Annotated in this window: 13 protein-coding genes; 4 read left to right on the forward strand and 9 right to left on the reverse strand. The window is 45.9% G+C overall.

The window, feature by feature from the left end:
- Position 1: 1 nt before the first annotated feature.
- Both CWI84_RS02930 and CWI84_RS02935 read left to right on the forward strand, forming a co-directional pair.
- Entirely contained in the window at positions 2 to 358 is a 357-nt protein-coding gene (locus CWI84_RS02930; RefSeq protein ID WP_126841076.1) for a helix-turn-helix domain-containing protein, read from the forward strand.
- A 150-nt stretch (positions 359 to 508) separates the two neighbouring features.
- Positions 509 to 847 (forward strand): LytR/AlgR family response regulator transcription factor, encoded by a 339-nt coding sequence (locus tag CWI84_RS02935; protein ID WP_126841077.1) that lies wholly within the window; start codon positions 509 to 511, stop codon positions 845 to 847.
- Between the two features lie 236 nt (positions 848 to 1083).
- Here CWI84_RS02935 and CWI84_RS02940 read toward each other — a convergent pair whose 3' ends face one another.
- Both CWI84_RS02940 and CWI84_RS02945 read right to left on the reverse strand, forming a co-directional pair.
- On the reverse strand, positions 1084 to 1428 hold the full coding sequence (locus CWI84_RS02940) for a hypothetical protein (protein ID WP_126841078.1): 345 nt from the start codon (positions 1426 to 1428) through the stop codon (positions 1084 to 1086).
- A gap of 391 nt (positions 1429 to 1819) precedes the next feature.
- Positions 1820 to 2029, reverse strand: coding sequence for a hypothetical protein (locus CWI84_RS02945; RefSeq protein ID WP_126841079.1), 210 nt, complete (start codon positions 2027 to 2029; stop codon positions 1820 to 1822).
- A gap of 107 nt (positions 2030 to 2136) precedes the next feature.
- Here CWI84_RS02945 and CWI84_RS02950 point away from each other — a divergent pair, with 107 nt between their 5' ends.
- A complete protein-coding gene (locus tag CWI84_RS02950; RefSeq protein ID WP_126841080.1) occupies positions 2137 to 2529 on the forward strand; it encodes a hypothetical protein in 393 nt (130 codons plus the stop codon).
- A gap of 236 nt (positions 2530 to 2765) precedes the next feature.
- Here the strand turns inward: CWI84_RS02950 and CWI84_RS02955 are convergent, their stop codons facing one another.
- Positions 2766 to 5270 (reverse strand): Calx-beta domain-containing protein, encoded by a 2505-nt coding sequence (locus CWI84_RS02955; RefSeq protein WP_126841081.1) that lies wholly within the window; start codon positions 5268 to 5270, stop codon positions 2766 to 2768.
- 215 nt (positions 5271 to 5485) lie between these two features.
- Between CWI84_RS02955 and CWI84_RS11725 the strand changes: the two genes are divergently transcribed.
- Positions 5486 to 5656, forward strand: coding sequence for a hypothetical protein (locus CWI84_RS11725; protein WP_157980987.1), 171 nt, complete (start codon positions 5486 to 5488; stop codon positions 5654 to 5656).
- Between the two features lie 417 nt (positions 5657 to 6073).
- Here the strand turns inward: CWI84_RS11725 and CWI84_RS02960 are convergent, their stop codons facing one another.
- From CWI84_RS02960 to CWI84_RS02985, 6 genes are all read right to left on the reverse strand, one after another.
- Positions 6074 to 9217, reverse strand: a complete 3144-nt coding sequence (locus tag CWI84_RS02960) for a site-specific integrase (RefSeq protein ID WP_126841082.1) — start codon at positions 9215 to 9217, stop codon at positions 6074 to 6076.
- Complete coding sequence (locus CWI84_RS02965; protein ID WP_126841083.1) at positions 9214 to 11481, reverse strand: hypothetical protein; 2268 nt, start codon at positions 11479 to 11481, stop codon at positions 9214 to 9216. Before CWI84_RS02965 ends, CWI84_RS02960 begins: the two co-directional genes overlap by 4 nt.
- A gap of 141 nt (positions 11482 to 11622) precedes the next feature.
- Positions 11623 to 12087, reverse strand: coding sequence for a hypothetical protein (locus tag CWI84_RS02970; protein WP_126841084.1), 465 nt, complete (start codon positions 12085 to 12087; stop codon positions 11623 to 11625).
- Positions 12088 to 12350: 263 nt separating this feature from the next.
- Positions 12351 to 13655, reverse strand: a complete 1305-nt coding sequence (locus CWI84_RS02975) for a type II toxin-antitoxin system HipA family toxin (RefSeq protein WP_126841085.1) — start codon at positions 13653 to 13655, stop codon at positions 12351 to 12353.
- Positions 13655 to 13897 carry a helix-turn-helix domain-containing protein gene (locus tag CWI84_RS02980; RefSeq protein WP_157980988.1) on the reverse strand — a complete coding sequence of 81 codons (243 nt, stop codon included), beginning with the start codon at positions 13895 to 13897 and terminating at the stop codon, positions 13655 to 13657. The genes CWI84_RS02975 and CWI84_RS02980 overlap by 1 nt, the downstream gene beginning before the upstream one ends.
- Positions 13898 to 14034: 137 nt before the next feature.
- Positions 14035 to 15129, reverse strand: a complete 1095-nt coding sequence (locus CWI84_RS02985) for a threonine aldolase family protein (RefSeq protein WP_126841087.1) — start codon at positions 15127 to 15129, stop codon at positions 14035 to 14037.
- Positions 15130 to 15270 lie beyond the last annotated feature (141 nt).

Raw genomic sequence — 15270 nt, forward strand, 5'->3', positions numbered from 1 at the left:
CATGACCGAGTCTGAGACAGCGTCCGGACGCTGTCAGGAAAAGCAGTCGGATATGCTCAGTGTTGCCGAGGCAGCGGTAATGCTGGGAGTAACTGAACGAACCGTTGCTCGGTTGATAGTGAGAAAAACACTGACGTCTCGAAAGGTTAAGGGGCGTCGTCTTATCGTTAGCCAGTCGCTGAGAAACTACCTCAATCAGAAATCTAGCAAGGCAGGGACGCTTTTATCGATTGAGAACCGACTTGCTAACCTTGAGCGACTTTTACTCGGAGCAATTGAGCTTTATCAGCCTAATGCATTACAAGATCTTGGCCGCAAGCGTGAACTACTGATACGTGAACACAAGCCAAGTGATTGATAGGTATGTCGAAAATAGACCTGTCTTGGAGAAACGTGATGAACAAGAATTATATTAGCTGCACGCAGAGCTTCGCTTATAAACGCAGTGAAAAAGAGTTGGATAATGACATGACCGCTAATAGCAACCCACTAAAAGCGAGGATTAAAAATGGATAAACTAGCCGTCCGCAATATTGGGACAATCAGCTTCATTACCACTGACGATATTAGCTATGTCGAAGGAGCCGGAAATTACTGTCAAATTTATACTAAAGACGGAAAAAGATTTATGCCACGAATCACTGTAAAAGCGCTCAGCGCTCGTTTATCGGAGAACTTTATTCGAGTTGCACACAGCTACATTATCAATACCGACTGTCTGCTGGAGCTTAATAGTGAACTGGGGCGTTATAGTATTGCTCGACTTTCATGTGGCAAGGAATTGCGCATATCCCCCCGACGCTATAGACAATCGCTTGAACGCTATTTAGCGGAAGTCCTTATTTGACAAACTGAAAGACCATAAAACGGGAGCCTGAACGGCTCCTTCGATTTTCACTAATCAACTTTGTGGTTATTTTACTGGAGTGTGCGACCACTATTACGTCATGCCCGCAAAGGCGAAACGCCGCCACCAGCAACTGGAAGAAAAACTCGATGCGAGTAAAGCCAAGCCAGTCAAAAAATAATCCTCTAGTCCTATGTGACGCGTTATGCGTTACATAGGTTAGTGGCATTGGAAGGTTATCCCAATCGCCACAGAGCCGGGATGCTGTGATCTAGCGCGATAAGCGCAGTAAACCCAGACCAAAGCAAAATCAGTATCACAACCGACGTCAGTCCATCCCCTCTGTTCCAACCACCCGTTACTTGATCTAGGGCTTTAATACTTCTAGCACTCATAATAGAGGCATAGATCGCTAGCAGCAGCATAGCGACATGCACTAGGATGGCACAGAAGTTACACTCTTCGGGAATTTGGATACTAAATAAGAGTAATAGCAGCACATTGACCATTATCAGTCGCTTCAACGAGCCATCGTTCAAGAATCGGCTGCGAGGGGCATTTTTTTCATCATCATATTTCATATATCGTCCTCATTTAAATATGGAAAGTAATGACACTTTACGAGACCGATCACGCTTGGCTTCGCACAGTTGTCGATAGCCACGTTATACGAAGTGAATATTGGCGCTATTGCATAGGAATGGGGCTGAAAAGTCAGGGCTATTGATGATGGGTGTCACGTATTGCAAGAACTGTAGCGGTGGTAACGAAAAACTTCGCGGTCTTACGGAAAGCGCGAACCGAAGAATAAGGAAGAAACAACTTAATGATGAAATCTGTCGCTGACATTTCTGGAATGCCCCCAGTATCATTGACACCCTGATGCCTCAGAATGAGGCTAGTAAGAGTCTAGTGAACTAGTGGCGATTCAAAATTTAGTTTGCCGCTACACCTCACAACACACAATAAGAGTTAAGAGAGGTTGTTCAGTGTTTGCGGACGCGCATCCACGGTGCAAACCGAGACTAAGGCGTGAGAGTCAGCGCTCTGTGTGATGTGAACGATACGCTCAACAAAAAGCGTTTGATGCTCATGAAAAATATATTCACCGACCGCTGGGATACGTGTTAATACAAGATGGCGTATCGCGTTATCATTAGATAGTAGTGTTAGCATAGGCATAGTCATCTCCGTCGTTAGGTAATAGAAAGAGTCTAGTCCTAAAAGGCACGACACTCATTGAGTTAAAGGATGACGGCTACGTACGACATTGACGACAAGGGACCGATATGAACAACACTAATATCATTAGCGACTATATGAATGACACTGAATTCACGCCTAAGAAAACTGAAGGGGCGTTAAATGTTGCTCTAAATATTTTAGATAAATGGTCATTGAGTGATGATGAAAAGCACAAAATTCTCGGACTTACTCAGAGCAGCACCGCAATCAATGTTTCCGATATAGCAAGCTCAGCTAGTACGGAGCTCCAGTTCCGATTATCTATAATCATTGGCTTAAAGGGGGATTTAAGAGCCGCCACCTCATCCAATGAGCTGATGTCAAATTGGTTAAAAAGACCGCTCTCTAATGGTGAGACACCTTTAGAGGTATTGTCATCTGACGATTACGATAAAATGCTCTCATTAAGAGCTCGTGCTAAGAGCCTTGCGTGGTAGCCGAAACCTGATCGCCGCGCCGACTTTGGAAGTGATTTAGGGGTTAAGCGTTTGAGTTGTTAGGCTCTCCAGATATTTGCGGCTTAAGCCACTATGCGGCTTCCCTTTTAAAAATAGCCCCCAACCTTTCGTGACCACTACTTACGAAGCATTACTAGATTAATAGCCCCTCTTTCCGATACCGAGCTGCAAAAAGGCCGGCTTCAGAGAGCCGGCTTTTTTGTTATGGAGGGGGTCTATTTCTTGCGTCTATACGCCAGCGGCAATGTCAAGAGCAAGAACAACCATCCACTCGCCGCGCCCTGTGTGTTCGAACTGGCGCTAGAGTCATTACCGCTTCCGCTGGTTGACCCGCCAGTAGAGCCGGTGTCGCCGCCTGTTGACCCGCCATTATCCGAGCCACCATCACCAGAGCCGCCGTTGTCAGTTTGTGGTGACCAGTCCTCTACGGTAGCTAACATGCCGCCTGGCTCTGTATAGTAGAACGCATCATTACCTTCCGGCGTTTCAAGGTAGGCCAGCGTGTTGTAGCCGTGCGCGTCGATATAATCCACATTAGGGATTTCTTTGACAATGAAAGTGACCGTAGCCGTTTCTTGTCCATCTTCAAATGTTACGGTTTGTTTTTGAGTGTTATAAAATTCTGGCTCGATATAATACTGCTCCACATCGGCTGTTGTATCATCACTCGGACGGTCTTCGCCTATCGCCTCGTAATATTGTGAAAGCTTAGAATCCCACTCAATTGAAATGAATCGATTTTGCTCAAGAATTTCCTTTAATGTGGCCAAGGCCACGGTGTTGGTAATGGTGCCGCTGGTACCACCTTTGCGACGTAGATTCATTGTTAATGTTTGCGAGTCTTTTCCGTACACGCGCAGGTAGTGACAGTATTCATCATTTACAAAGTGTGTTTCTGGGTTCGCGTTTTTTTGGTCCTCACAAACTTCTGTGAAGTCCTCATCGCGTGAGAAGTAGATCTCACCAACTGTTTTGTCAAAGACGATGTAACCAGGGTTGCCGGGGTTAACGGTCGCGCTAATGGTATCTGCGCTGAACGTTGCACTCATTGGTGAGCTTAGTGCAATGTTAAACGTTTTCACCTCGGTGGCCGAGCCAGAAGTGACATCGAAACTTGCCTCAGACTCTCCAGGTAAAAAGTGAATGTTTGTATCAATGGGTTGATAGTTCACATTCGGTACCGCGTTACCACCTTGAGTTTGTACTGTTACCACCAATTCTGAATCAAGGTTATTGTCACGCGTCAGTGTTACCGTATGGGTCTGAGTCTCGCCAAATGATAATTGGTCAGTGCTGACTGAAACTGTGCCGCTGAATGCGCTACCTGTACCGTCCATTTTCACTAAAGCACGGTCATTGCCGGTAATGTCGAGTGCTAGCGGATGTTTCAACACTACATCAAAGGTTTTTGCTTTGCCGTCAGTATTTGACAGTTCAATGCGAGCGGTATTGGTTGATTGTCCGGGTTGGAACTTCACCAACCGCGTGTCAACGGTATAATCCTCGCCCTCGATAGCGCCACCGTTCTTCGTTAATACAGCAACCTCGGCATCAGTATTAATATCGCCGGTACGAGTCACTTCAATCAAAATAGCATCTTGACCGGCCGCGGCAGTATATTCTGCTTGAGAAAAACTGACCGTACCCACAACCGCTGGACGTTCAGCCATTGCCGCTGCCGTTGGGCCGTACTCATTTAGCACTCGTGCTTGGTTGGCTACAGCGTTATCACCGCAAACGCGCTCGTTACGGATAATGTCCGGGTTTGAATAAAGCGGGTAAGCAGGGCGCAGTAAATCGGTATATGCCCACATCGCTGTTTGCGCGTTACCTGGACGCATACCTACACCGCACGTCCAAGCGAATTGGTCAGGCTCACCGCCAAAGCTTGTTGGGTCGTCGTAGTCTTCAATTTCATGCGATAGACCAAGGTTATGCCCAAGTTCGTGCATCAGCGTGTTTGCCATTTGCACGTCTTTTAACTCTTGTGGGTCGGGACGGAATTCTTCAGAAAAGCTATCCATACTGGCTAATGGCGTATCTGCCATTAGTGCGCTCTGACCAAGATATGAGCCCACGCCTAACGGGCCTTCACGAAGCTCTTTGTCGGTAGCAGGCTGAAACCAAACGTGCAAGTCAGCGCCATACTGCTCAGACGCCTCTGCGTAGTCAGCGATTTCTGGAAGATTCTCCCAAGCATCGATATTGCTCATGAGTGCGTTAATCCAACCGCTACGACCTAGTGGGTAATAGGTTTTAAGATTGAATTTTTCTACTTCATCGGCAGTACAGCTAGGACTGAAATTTACGTTTCCGCAAAAGCGTGAGAAATCTTCATTAATTTCACGAACAAATACCGGGTTGAAGCGAATGTAAGCCTTCGACTCAAGAGCGTTCGCGTTCACCTGCTCAAAGTATTCCTCAATACGAGCCACTACTTGTGAGCGCGTCATGTAGTCGCGGTAAAGCGGGGAGTAATACACGGCCACATCAATTGTTGCGATGCCATTAGCTTCCGCGTCGGCAACGCTGCTTGCTGTCGATTCTCGCGTCATGACGAACGACACATCTTTGCTGGCATTATGCGCCGCTTTAATAGTTTGGTGAGAGTAGTCGACGTTGTCGGTTGGTACCAACTGTTGCTTGGCGGTACCGTCCTGTGCGTGAATTGAGCCAGCGAAGCACAGCGCAAGACTCGTAACTAACAGTGAGCGTTTCATAATAATTCCCTTTATTCAGAGCATCCTAATTATAGAAACTTACCTTACATGGATGAGAAAGAGATATAAATGCCATTTGTGTTAAAAACGCTAGTTTACTTGAGGGGGGCACTTTTATACTGCCGATAACAATCACCTTGTTTTAGTACTATACTGGTCGTCTCAAATGCTGTTTAGGGGCGCACTATTGATCAAAAACGTGCAGGAGTTACTCAATGAAGGCCCAAGTGCAAAAGACAGAGGTAGAAACTAGTGGTGACGAGGAAGAGGTAGTTAAGATCTATTGCCTTGACAAGTTACTGAGAGTCAATCCCAAAGGCGCTTTCTCTTTAACGACGGAAGATAAACAGTGGCTGAGTGGACCTTTGATCGAAAAAACTGATTAACCAGGTAATAAGCGTATAACGTCTTATCTCTAAGGAATTGGCTGCTGCCGTTTGGTTGTTCCAGTTAGAATACCTTGTTTGCCGGACACAGAAATGCTTTAATCAAAGTCGTCTGATGTAAGCTAAGTGAATAGCGTAGTTTTATCACCTGCGTTATTACATGGGCCGGAGCGAAGAGCTCCGGCTTTTTTTTGCATAGCCATTAAGCGGTTACAAGCACTTTCGCGGCGCGCAAGAGTAGATGGAGCGAAACGCGTTGTCGAATTTCTGGGCTTCGACAAGTTCGTGCTTGGTCAAATATACCCACGATGTCGAATCGTTAGGCGCATCCTTGAAGCTTCATCATGCATACATTGATGACTAGGGATGGGTAACTCGATTGACTTGTCTATGCTAACTATAGTCCCTGGACTATATTCAAACGCGTCTTAACCAAACCACTCGCGTGACGTACAAAATATAAAGACCAACCCGAAATCCAGCATCAGCAACTCGCCGCTTGCTCGGTCTCGAGTTTGAGGTTTTTGCTTCTACAGCCATGAGATCCAAATGTGCAAGACCATGTTTATAGTTACTGCCAAGGCTGCGTTCTCTATATTTTACTTGGTAGCGTTTAAAGCCAATCCTCTTATTCCAATAGTCTGTCAAAGCAATCTGCCTAGCAGCTGCGGGATCTAGGTCCGGCGAACTGATAGTAATCCTCATTCGCTCATGGGGCTGACCATCTCGACCTGCAGTCGTAAGGTTGAGCAGGCGGATGGCAGAAACGAATGCATCCAAAGAGCGTCTTGTTTTAAAAGCGATACCGCTATCGCGTCGATTAGAGTTATTGACGAAGTATTCCAGTGCTTTTGCCAGCTTAGCTTTTTGAGTTTTATTTAAACTCTGCGCTGCAATTAGCATTTTCTCGACCGTAATGCGTTCACGTATTTGTCTTGGTAAACTCGGAAGCTGCTTAACGTACTCATGCTCTTTATAGAGTTCGCCGGTTGAATAATCCAGCCGGTCGACAGCAATCCGCTCCCAGTGTCGTGGGCGTTGAACAGCACTATTGCCCTTGCGAACCTCCATTTGTAGCTCGAAAAGTAAATTTGCTTGATCGACCACGTGATTCAATGTTGTACCAAATATGGCATATCGGTTTTCGAGCCATTCAATATTTTCAAAACCGTCGAAAAAGTCTTTCGCTGCCAAGTAATAGTCAAATAAATCAGACCGCTCTCCGCTAGGTTCGCGATCATGCCACGTAAGATTTAGGGCGGTTTTTCTTCGCCAAGCAGCTGTTACTGGGCTCTTACCCCTGAGTCTAGTTATAGTGGCTAAGCATTTATCGCGAACACCGCTCGCGCGCCATTCATCAATCATCGGCCCATCATCATCGCTTCTCTTTTTCGTCACAGCTTTTAGCAATCCACGAGGCGTGAGGCCGGATATCTCTGCTAATACTTTCTTTTTAAGACGAGGCTGTACCGTGCATAATTGATCATGAAGTATTACATGAGAGCTATGAATATAGTGGCGTAATGTGGTTCTTGGATGTGCATGTCCAATCATCATCGATAACGCGTGGAGCGTTTTTCGACTTGGCTTTAGTCCTTCACGAACACCGAGAATCGCCCGACGCTCAGCTGCAACTTGCTTAAAGCTGACCATCTTAGTCAGCGCGGGTATCGCTGAATGGCTAGTGCTTGACGGTGCCATCCATCGCCAAAAGTTCCAAGTGGCAACGCTATGACGTAAATGGTGAAAACGCATAGCTGGATTACCAGTGACTTGCTTTAATAATTGCACTAGAGGCTCAAAGAGTACCTTAGAGGACATGTAGGGACTATCGCAGCCTATATTGCGGAACAGATATGCTTCGTTTCCATCTTGCAATTTTCGTTCGATAACTAATTTGAGCAGAAATCGACGCTCTGGTGGAGTGAGTAAAACACCGATTTTTATTCGACGATAAGCAGCAGGGGATTTTAGAGACCGCAGCTGGTGCTCTTTTACGATGATTTCTGTGGCTTCAGGTTTTTTGTCCAAAATGCAGAAATCTTTCACCCTAAGATAATGAACTTCAGATCGTCTACATCCTGCTCGATAACCCAATATGAGAGCAGCATAGATAAACTTGGCAATTTCCTGGTGCTTTGATGATTTCTTTGCATGCGTTAAATATTTTTTTAATTGCATGTACTCCCACGGCATCAGGACTTCTGCATCAACAGACAACGCTTCGTTCTTTTTGCCGTCCTTAAGTATATATCTGTCTGGCGTGTAATTGGGTTCAACGCCATATACTCGAATGAGAAAATCATGAAAATCGCGTAAAGCTCTTGCAATTGTTAGTTGTCGGACAGTTTTATAAGACTCGATGACGGTTTTGTAAAACTCATTGAGTTCCTGAGTGTCAAGCAAAAAAACATCGTTAAGTTGCTTTTGAGAGCTAAATGCTCGATGCATTAGCTCTAAGCGACTCAGGGCAGAGGATATCTTAAGTGGGCCTGACCATGAGCCTGCGTTTAATACTCTAAAAAGCATCCACTCAAATAACAGGTTTAAGTTTGGAGAAAGCCTCGCGAAAAACACACAATGCTCTTCAGTTATCGCGTCGACAAGTTGCTGAACAGGCCTACCTTTCAACCTTTCACTTATCCGCCTAGCTCGTCTGAGGAGTTCTGTATCGAATGATGATCGCACATGACTGAGATGATTCATATTCGAAGCGTCGCTGGCAGTCGCTAGCTGTTTAAATTCAGGAGATAATGATGGAGATTTTTGGGTCAACAACCTTAGCCAAGTCTCCTGATGAAAGGCACACACTGGAGTTTTACCGTTTGCAATGTCGACTAGAGCGGGTGCAATATCCATAGCTAAACGCAAACTGCAGGCTTTTAAAAATAACGTTTGACTCCAAGTTGTCCTTTTTTTAATTCCTACACTCGTTACTTGGTTCAGATAATAGTGCCACCCATATCGCTTTGCCGATCGCTCTCTCATGGCTTCTGATTTTTTCTGACTACACCAACGCGTGATGAGACCCAGGGATAAAGGGTCTGGCAACCAGATAGCTTTTCCACCAATATCGTGTTCGAACGTATACCAAGCTGTTTTGCCAATGACATTAGGTGGCTCATCTCGTCTCAACTTATGAAAGAATTGCATTATATTGTGCTGATTAAGCAGCCCGCCGTAGCGTATAGCGCTGAATAGCACCAAGCCCATGTCTATTTTTAAGCTTCGTTGTTCCTGTTCAAGAGTAGTGTGGAAATCACGTTCCGATCTATCGAGCTGCGCGATGAGAGAGACGTCGGTTTCAGTCAACCTTGCAGGAGGCCGTCGTATTTCAGTGGTTACTAATATTTGGTCTTCTGGCCTTCTCAGACTAGATACAAAGACAGATAATTCTTCTGCAAGCTGTTTTGCAGAATCTGCGTCGAAGCTTGTTAGCGCCCAAAAAATTCTTTCAACACTCTCTCTGTCGAAAAAGGGAATGTCATGACTCGACTCGTCGATATTGAACACATCGCTAAGCAGCCCCTTTAAATCTTCTGAAAGCCCTTCAAAGCTCACTCAGCAATTCCTTTTAACAATACTAACTCTACTTCTTCTATCAAACTATCCAACGCTGGGAAAAGCTCTTCCCTCAAATCGAGGAAGCTAAACGTCGACATGCTGTCGCCGATAGGCTCACCCAAAGAAGCATGACCGAGGGTTGCATCGACCGTTTCAGGCGATAGTCTCTGTTTCTCCAAATAGGAGCGAAGAAACTTTCGGTTTGAGTTAATTGGTAATTCGCTAAACGGACTGAGAAATCGTTTGATTTCCCGAGGGCGCGCGGTAAGTGCTTGAGTAGTTTCAGGCTCTATAAAAAACGTCGTATCAGATTCAAAAATTTTACTTCGGCAGAATAGTGGATTAATTAGCAACATTTTTTCCAAAATGATTTTACTGTGCCGCTCATACTCTTGCGAAAGCTTTAATGCCAGAGAATGGAACGGTAAAACTCGGGTATGAAACTGATCTTTTGTGTCCTTATCTCTAAAAATCGCAAGGCCCGTTTGCTCTATAACCTGCCGGCTTCCAATAAACGGGTCTACAACGGCCCTAATACCTGTTAGCAATGACTGCGCAAAGATACAGTAGACCGTGTAACAGTTGTGAAAATCAATAAAAGAGAGGCTCTTTGTCTTATGCCGTTCTTCGTGCAAGCTAGCTTTCATTAAAGCGAGGGTTTTTCGTATGCTATCTACACTGGGCACGTACCGCGCACCAAAGCTATATTTAAAATTTGATACTGGATTACCGAGGTAGAGGCCGCTACTTCGATGAAAATTGCATATCGGAAGCGTATTCTTTACAAGGTCGTCGTAAATTCTCTGGTACTCATATTCTGTATGCGAGGAGTAGTAGTAACGTGCCATCGAACCCGGGAGTGCTCTATTAAACAGGTAGCCGGCCACCGATATACTGGTAGAAGATGATAGATTCAAAATGAGGTAATTCGATACCTTGGCCGGTGTTAGGCGCTCACTGATTGACTTCAAGAAATTGGTTACTTGTGAAATCTTCGTGCGCATTTTCAGTAGAGGCTTCGCCGGTGCTTTTTGGGACTTGAAAAACTGAGTTATAAGTTCCTTTACGCGATCCGTATAGGTGGGAAGCTCTATGGTTTCTTGAGGAATCAAAGCATCGGGTAAGTTGGCTTCAGCTGTTGTAAACGGCAATCGAAGGCGGGGCACAAGCCACACATTTAAAGATAAGTCATATCCGATGCTATCAGCTATCCTCGAAGCGCCTTGGTCTTGAGTAAACAGCAAACTGAAGGATTTCGCGCGTTCAAATGATGAGCTCGTCAGAAGCATTATGTAAAGCGTTAACACGACCGCTGCTTCGTTTTTGCTTTGAACGGGATAATTTTCAAGTCGTTCGAAAAGTGCAGTCGCTTCAACTTCATTCATTAGGTGGACAGTCGACGGTAGGTACTGGTTATGTCTTTCTATCTTTGCTATTTGCCCCTTCTGTTTCACCTTGGCTCTAAAGTTTTGAGCATACAACGGCGAAGAAATATCAATGTACCAGGCTAGTCGGTAACGTTTCTCAAACTCAGCTGGCTCAACTCCTTGAGCACCGATATCGTCAAGTTCGTCTTGGTCTAGTTCAAGACTCTCAAGAGCCCTTACAAAACCTGTGTCAAATAACTCATCCTCATCTGGAATGGTTAAATATTTTACAACTGAGTGACCATCGAGTTCGGTAAACCCTCGTATGCCCAGCGACTGACGCTTCTTACTAGACTTACTCTTGCCTCTGTATGTTCGTCGATTCACGGTTCGTCCGGTTAGGACTTTGAGATACCTAATTGCAGCTTTGGTGTTTTCTTTTAGGTTGTTATTGTAGTCACTATCATCGGTAACGCTCTGGGCTTCATTTTCTGAGAAGTAGTCCAAAAATTCATAGATTTCACTTGCGGACGGCTCGTGCTTTGGGAATCTTTCAACAATAAACTGCGGAATATTCTTTTCAGATAGCACGCGAATAAAGCGACAGTAATCGGAAATGTCGTTATCTGTTGCCAACGGGCTTTCCAACCAAATTAATTGTTTCATTTGCTCAAGTAACCTGTGATGGCTTTTTGAGCGGAAGAACAACACAGTGTATATAGGAAAGTCAGTTAACATTCCACGTGTTAGCTGTTTCGCATTCGACTTTTCCGAAACGGTTAATTTATCTAAATCCGGATAGGTGGCGAGGACGCGTTCAAGACGCGAATTGATTGCAAGTAGATGACCAAGGTTTGAATCTTTTAGATCGGATATCCAGGGAACACTCAACATCCGTTTGAGGCCATGTATAGCAGCCTGACCGTTTTTAAAGTCTGGGGGGGGCCTTTATAAATCTCAAATAGTTTAATAATTCACTTTCATCAATGTTTGCTCTTGAAGCAAGCAACTCAACATCGGTCATATGCTCGTAGCTCACTGGCCTTGGGTATGAAAACGGGTGCGTGAGCGTTCAGATGCTAAATCGGAGTGATGCTCGTTAGTAAAGTCAGTTCCGACAATTTCGATGAGTCTCCCTGTCTGCTGCGCAACTTTAGTTGATAACGAAAATATTAAAGGTGAAAACAGAATGTCTGTTCGAGCAATATCGAGAATGTCACTTTTCGAATTGATGAGCGAGAACCTGAGTATCGTTGTTTGGTTGAGCAGCAATTCGGCTACCTGAAACGCTCTAAAACCCGCCACGACGAAAAATTTGCCACGATATCGAGAAATACAAATTGGATGAATACGTAGAAAATGCTCTGCCGCTTGCTCACTTAAGTCTGCAATGGAGGCGGTGAAACTTCTATCTGCAAGCTTAGCGACAAGCTGCGCTACCTTTGGATGATAACCGGAAATTTCTGAGAGCTTTAACGTGATCTGTTCGTCTTTATTCATCAAGATTGATTAAGGGCAAATGTCAAAATTGATAATATCTAGATCGGAACTATGTGACAACTTTTGATATGAAATGGCTTAAAATGGTTATGAGCAAAGTTGTTTTACCCTTTAAGATACCAGATAACCCCTTATTATTACTCGGTTTTACGATTTAGACGATCTTTTAGTATTACCCTCCGGAGGCAGAGGTCGCAGGTTCGACTCCTGCAGGGTGCGCCATTTCCTCAGCCTGCAGTAATTCCGCCTTATCTCGCAACGCGTCAAACGCTAAACCGCTGAAGCGCTTTTAATGTGCCGGCTCGAATGGCCTCAGCTGTCTGCTCTGCCCGAGCGCTTATCGACGCTGCCTCCTCTGATGCAATATCAAGGCAGTTTCCAAGCTTTCCGGTAATGTCTGCAATGACAGAGTCCATCCGTTCTGGGTTGTAACCCAAGCTCTTCGCGTGCGTTGCCCAGTGGCGAGGGAAAATCGTATGCCAATGGTAGTGCCGATTCTTACTATTGACCGCCATCGCCATTTTTATTTTCTTTGGATGTAGGTTACCGATTTGCGCAAAGCCGTGCGCAGATAGCACGTCGTACAGCGGTGTTAGCCGATATCCGTTAGGGGTTAATGCTAAGCTGAAGTTTTTGGCATGCCCGTCGATTGCGGCAAAAAGCCAGTACAATAATTGTGCCGACATGAAAGTGTCTCGGTCACTCACCGCTGCAATGGATGTCGAGAGAACCTGCATAATGTCTTTCGCGCTAGGTCCGCCATGTTCTTCGTACTTCGAGCCGCCAGCTATACCCAGTGCCTGGCAGAAATCTTCTTGCGGTAACCGATAAATTTTTTCTCCAACGATTTTTCGGTCAAAACGCTCGACAACCAAGACATCTTCACCGTTAAAGCTATCAATGGTTGTATGCGCTACGGGTAAACCGAGTAATTGAATCACGCGCATGCAAAACCATTCATTTTCGACGCTACTCGATAAGTCAGGTTCACCCGGCCGGGTGAGTATCCGTGGTTTTAGAATATGGGTTGTGGGTGTACGGCCGACAGGGACACCCCACTGACCCTTCCAAAAGGTCAATGCGGTTTTTTCTTGTGCACCAGCAAGCGAAAATCGGAAACCCTCGTTAGGTTGCATGCCTAACGTTTTTCCTGTTCGCGAATCCGCCACGAGCTTGCCTATTTGCGCGTCATTTAATGGCACCACTTCAGTGTTAGGAACCGGCGTTGACTCAGGGCTATTGGTGAAGGTTAGGGCACCAATACAGTCTTTACCCACTGCCGCAAGTAAATCAAAAGGCTTGGTACTTTTTGCCCCCAACCGATCGACAATGTGTTTACGTACCTCTGTGCTATCAGGTAACAGGTTATCGAAATACGCATTGACTGCATCGCCTGAATACGCTTGATCCGTTAGTGGTAAAGACACGGAAATGGCACGGCCAAACTCGGAATTTAACCAGTGCTCGGAATAACGAAAGCTCAGGTTATTCAAGCGCGATGTTAAGGTGCCAACAAACTGGTCGTTCATGTGGCAAAAGAGTGTGCTTTCTACTTTGCGCTGACTCATTACCAAATGGCCTCGGTGCTATCTGGGTGCTTTAATTGATCAGTAGCGGCATCGAATTGAATATTCAGTGCGGCAAAAATCCGCAGCAACGTCGATATGTGCATTTCGCCGGAGTTCTCAATGACTGAGACACTTCTCTGGGATAGATCGGTAAGCTTAGCGAGCTCTTTTTGTGTATAACCGTGCTTCTTGCGTTGTGATTTAATCAGTGCCGCTAAGTCGGTTGGTCGTTGAATAATCATGGGCATATTCCAGAGATGTAGTTCGGTTCATAAATGCACTTAAATGAAGTTTAGTACATAAATATTAAGAAATGAAGCAAACATCATAAATAAGCATTTCTACATTGAAATACATAGCAAGGGTGACCGCTACCCACCTACAGCCCCGCCAAGCACGCTGCTAAATGCTCGTGCCAGAAGCTGGCAGGGTGCTGCAGGGCGTTGCGGCCGAGCGGGATTTCGCAAATGCAGCGGCCGTTTTGTTTCGCCCGAGGTAACGGTAACAGCAGAATTCGGTGTTTTTCAGCGTACGTTGTGACGGCGCTGATCAGCGCCGATTCATCGGCTTTGATGTGTAAGTGAAACATGCCGGCTTGCGGTTGCTCCGGGTTCACTGTTACCCCAGGTATGCTCGCCAGCAATGGCGCAAGCTGTTGGGCGAAAGAGGCAACCTTTGGCATCACCGCTAAGTTATCAGCGAGACCTTGCTCTGCGGCAAGCACGTATGGGTACATTGAGATGAGGTTGCCACCCGCGCGGCGTGTCCAAATGCGCGCTTTGGCAATAAACGCTTCGGTTCCCGCCAATACTGCACCAGCAATGCCAGCTAAGTCTTTGTACAAACTCACATAAACGCTGTCGAATAATTCGCAGATTTCAGCGAAGCTGCGTTGATAATAGCTTTCGCATTGCCACAACCGCGCACCATCTAGGTGCACGGCTAAACCGTGTTGGCGAGCCCAATTAACTTGCTGTTGCAGATCTTCCCAGCTCGGTAACTGACCACCAATTTCGCGCATGGGTAGCTCAATGAAGATGGAAGAAAGCTTTTCTGGTGCAGAAATCTCGGCAAAATCGGCCGCTGCAATAACCCGTGAGTGATCACCGACCTGATAGCCCTGTAATCCCCATAATTTTTCATAGCCATCTTGTTCGTGCAGCACCGGATGTGAACTAGGGTGCAAAGCCACGCCACTACGTCCTCGTTGGTCGGCGTGAATACGCAACGCCATCGGCTGCGCCAGCGTGCCGCTGGGTAGGAACAGTGCCGCGGGTTTGCCAAGCATTTTAGCCATGCGTGCTTCAAATTGTTCAATCAGTTCGCCTTTGCCATACTCATCTGCGCCATCAAATGCTTCCGCGCGCTCTGCGCAAAGACGCAGCACCTCGGCCATCGAACGTGCTGGGTGGCGCAGAATAGAATGCTCTGCGCTACTCGCAGCATATTGGTATTGGTTTTTTAATTGGTCCATTTGGCGCCCTTAGCGCTTATAAATAGAGGCTCTACACAAGCCATGCTTTCAGCTATGGTAATAAAAAGCGGTTGAGAAAACGAGGATGGTATGCGAACACCGAAAGTACTGTATTTTGATGCGAACGAAACGCTACTAGCG

The sequence above is a fragment of the Idiomarina tyrosinivorans genome (genome assembly GCF_003987475.1).
Classification (GTDB): domain Bacteria; phylum Pseudomonadota; class Gammaproteobacteria; order Enterobacterales; family Alteromonadaceae; genus Idiomarina; species Idiomarina tyrosinivorans.

Coding starts and splice junctions, on each gene's coding strand:
- CWI84_RS02935 (WP_126841077.1), top strand. CDS start 509: ATGGATAAACTAGCCGTCCGCAATATTGGGACAATCAGCTTCATTACC.
- CWI84_RS02975 (WP_126841085.1), bottom strand. CDS start 13,655: ATGAGTCAGCGCAAAGTAGAAAGCACACTCTTTTGCCACATGAACGAC.
- CWI84_RS02950 (WP_126841080.1), top strand. CDS start 2,137: ATGAACAACACTAATATCATTAGCGACTATATGAATGACACTGAATTC.
- CWI84_RS02970 (WP_126841084.1), bottom strand. CDS start 12,087: ATGAATAAAGACGAACAGATCACGTTAAAGCTCTCAGAAATTTCCGGT.
- CWI84_RS02955 (WP_126841081.1), bottom strand. CDS start 5,270: ATGAAACGCTCACTGTTAGTTACGAGTCTTGCGCTGTGCTTCGCTGGC.
- CWI84_RS02930 (WP_126841076.1), top strand. CDS start 2: ATGACCGAGTCTGAGACAGCGTCCGGACGCTGTCAGGAAAAGCAGTCG.
- CWI84_RS02980 (WP_157980988.1), bottom strand. CDS start 13,897: ATGATTATTCAACGACCAACCGACTTAGCGGCACTGATTAAATCACAA.
- CWI84_RS02945 (WP_126841079.1), bottom strand. CDS start 2,029: ATGCCTATGCTAACACTACTATCTAATGATAACGCGATACGCCATCTT.
- CWI84_RS02965 (WP_126841083.1), bottom strand. CDS start 11,481: ATGTTGAGTGTTCCCTGGATATCCGATCTAAAAGATTCAAACCTTGGT.
- CWI84_RS02985 (WP_126841087.1), bottom strand. CDS start 15,129: ATGGACCAATTAAAAAACCAATACCAATATGCTGCGAGTAGCGCAGAG.
- CWI84_RS11725 (WP_157980987.1), top strand. CDS start 5,486: ATGAAGGCCCAAGTGCAAAAGACAGAGGTAGAAACTAGTGGTGACGAG.
- CWI84_RS02940 (WP_126841078.1), bottom strand. CDS start 1,428: ATGAAATATGATGATGAAAAAAATGCCCCTCGCAGCCGATTCTTGAAC.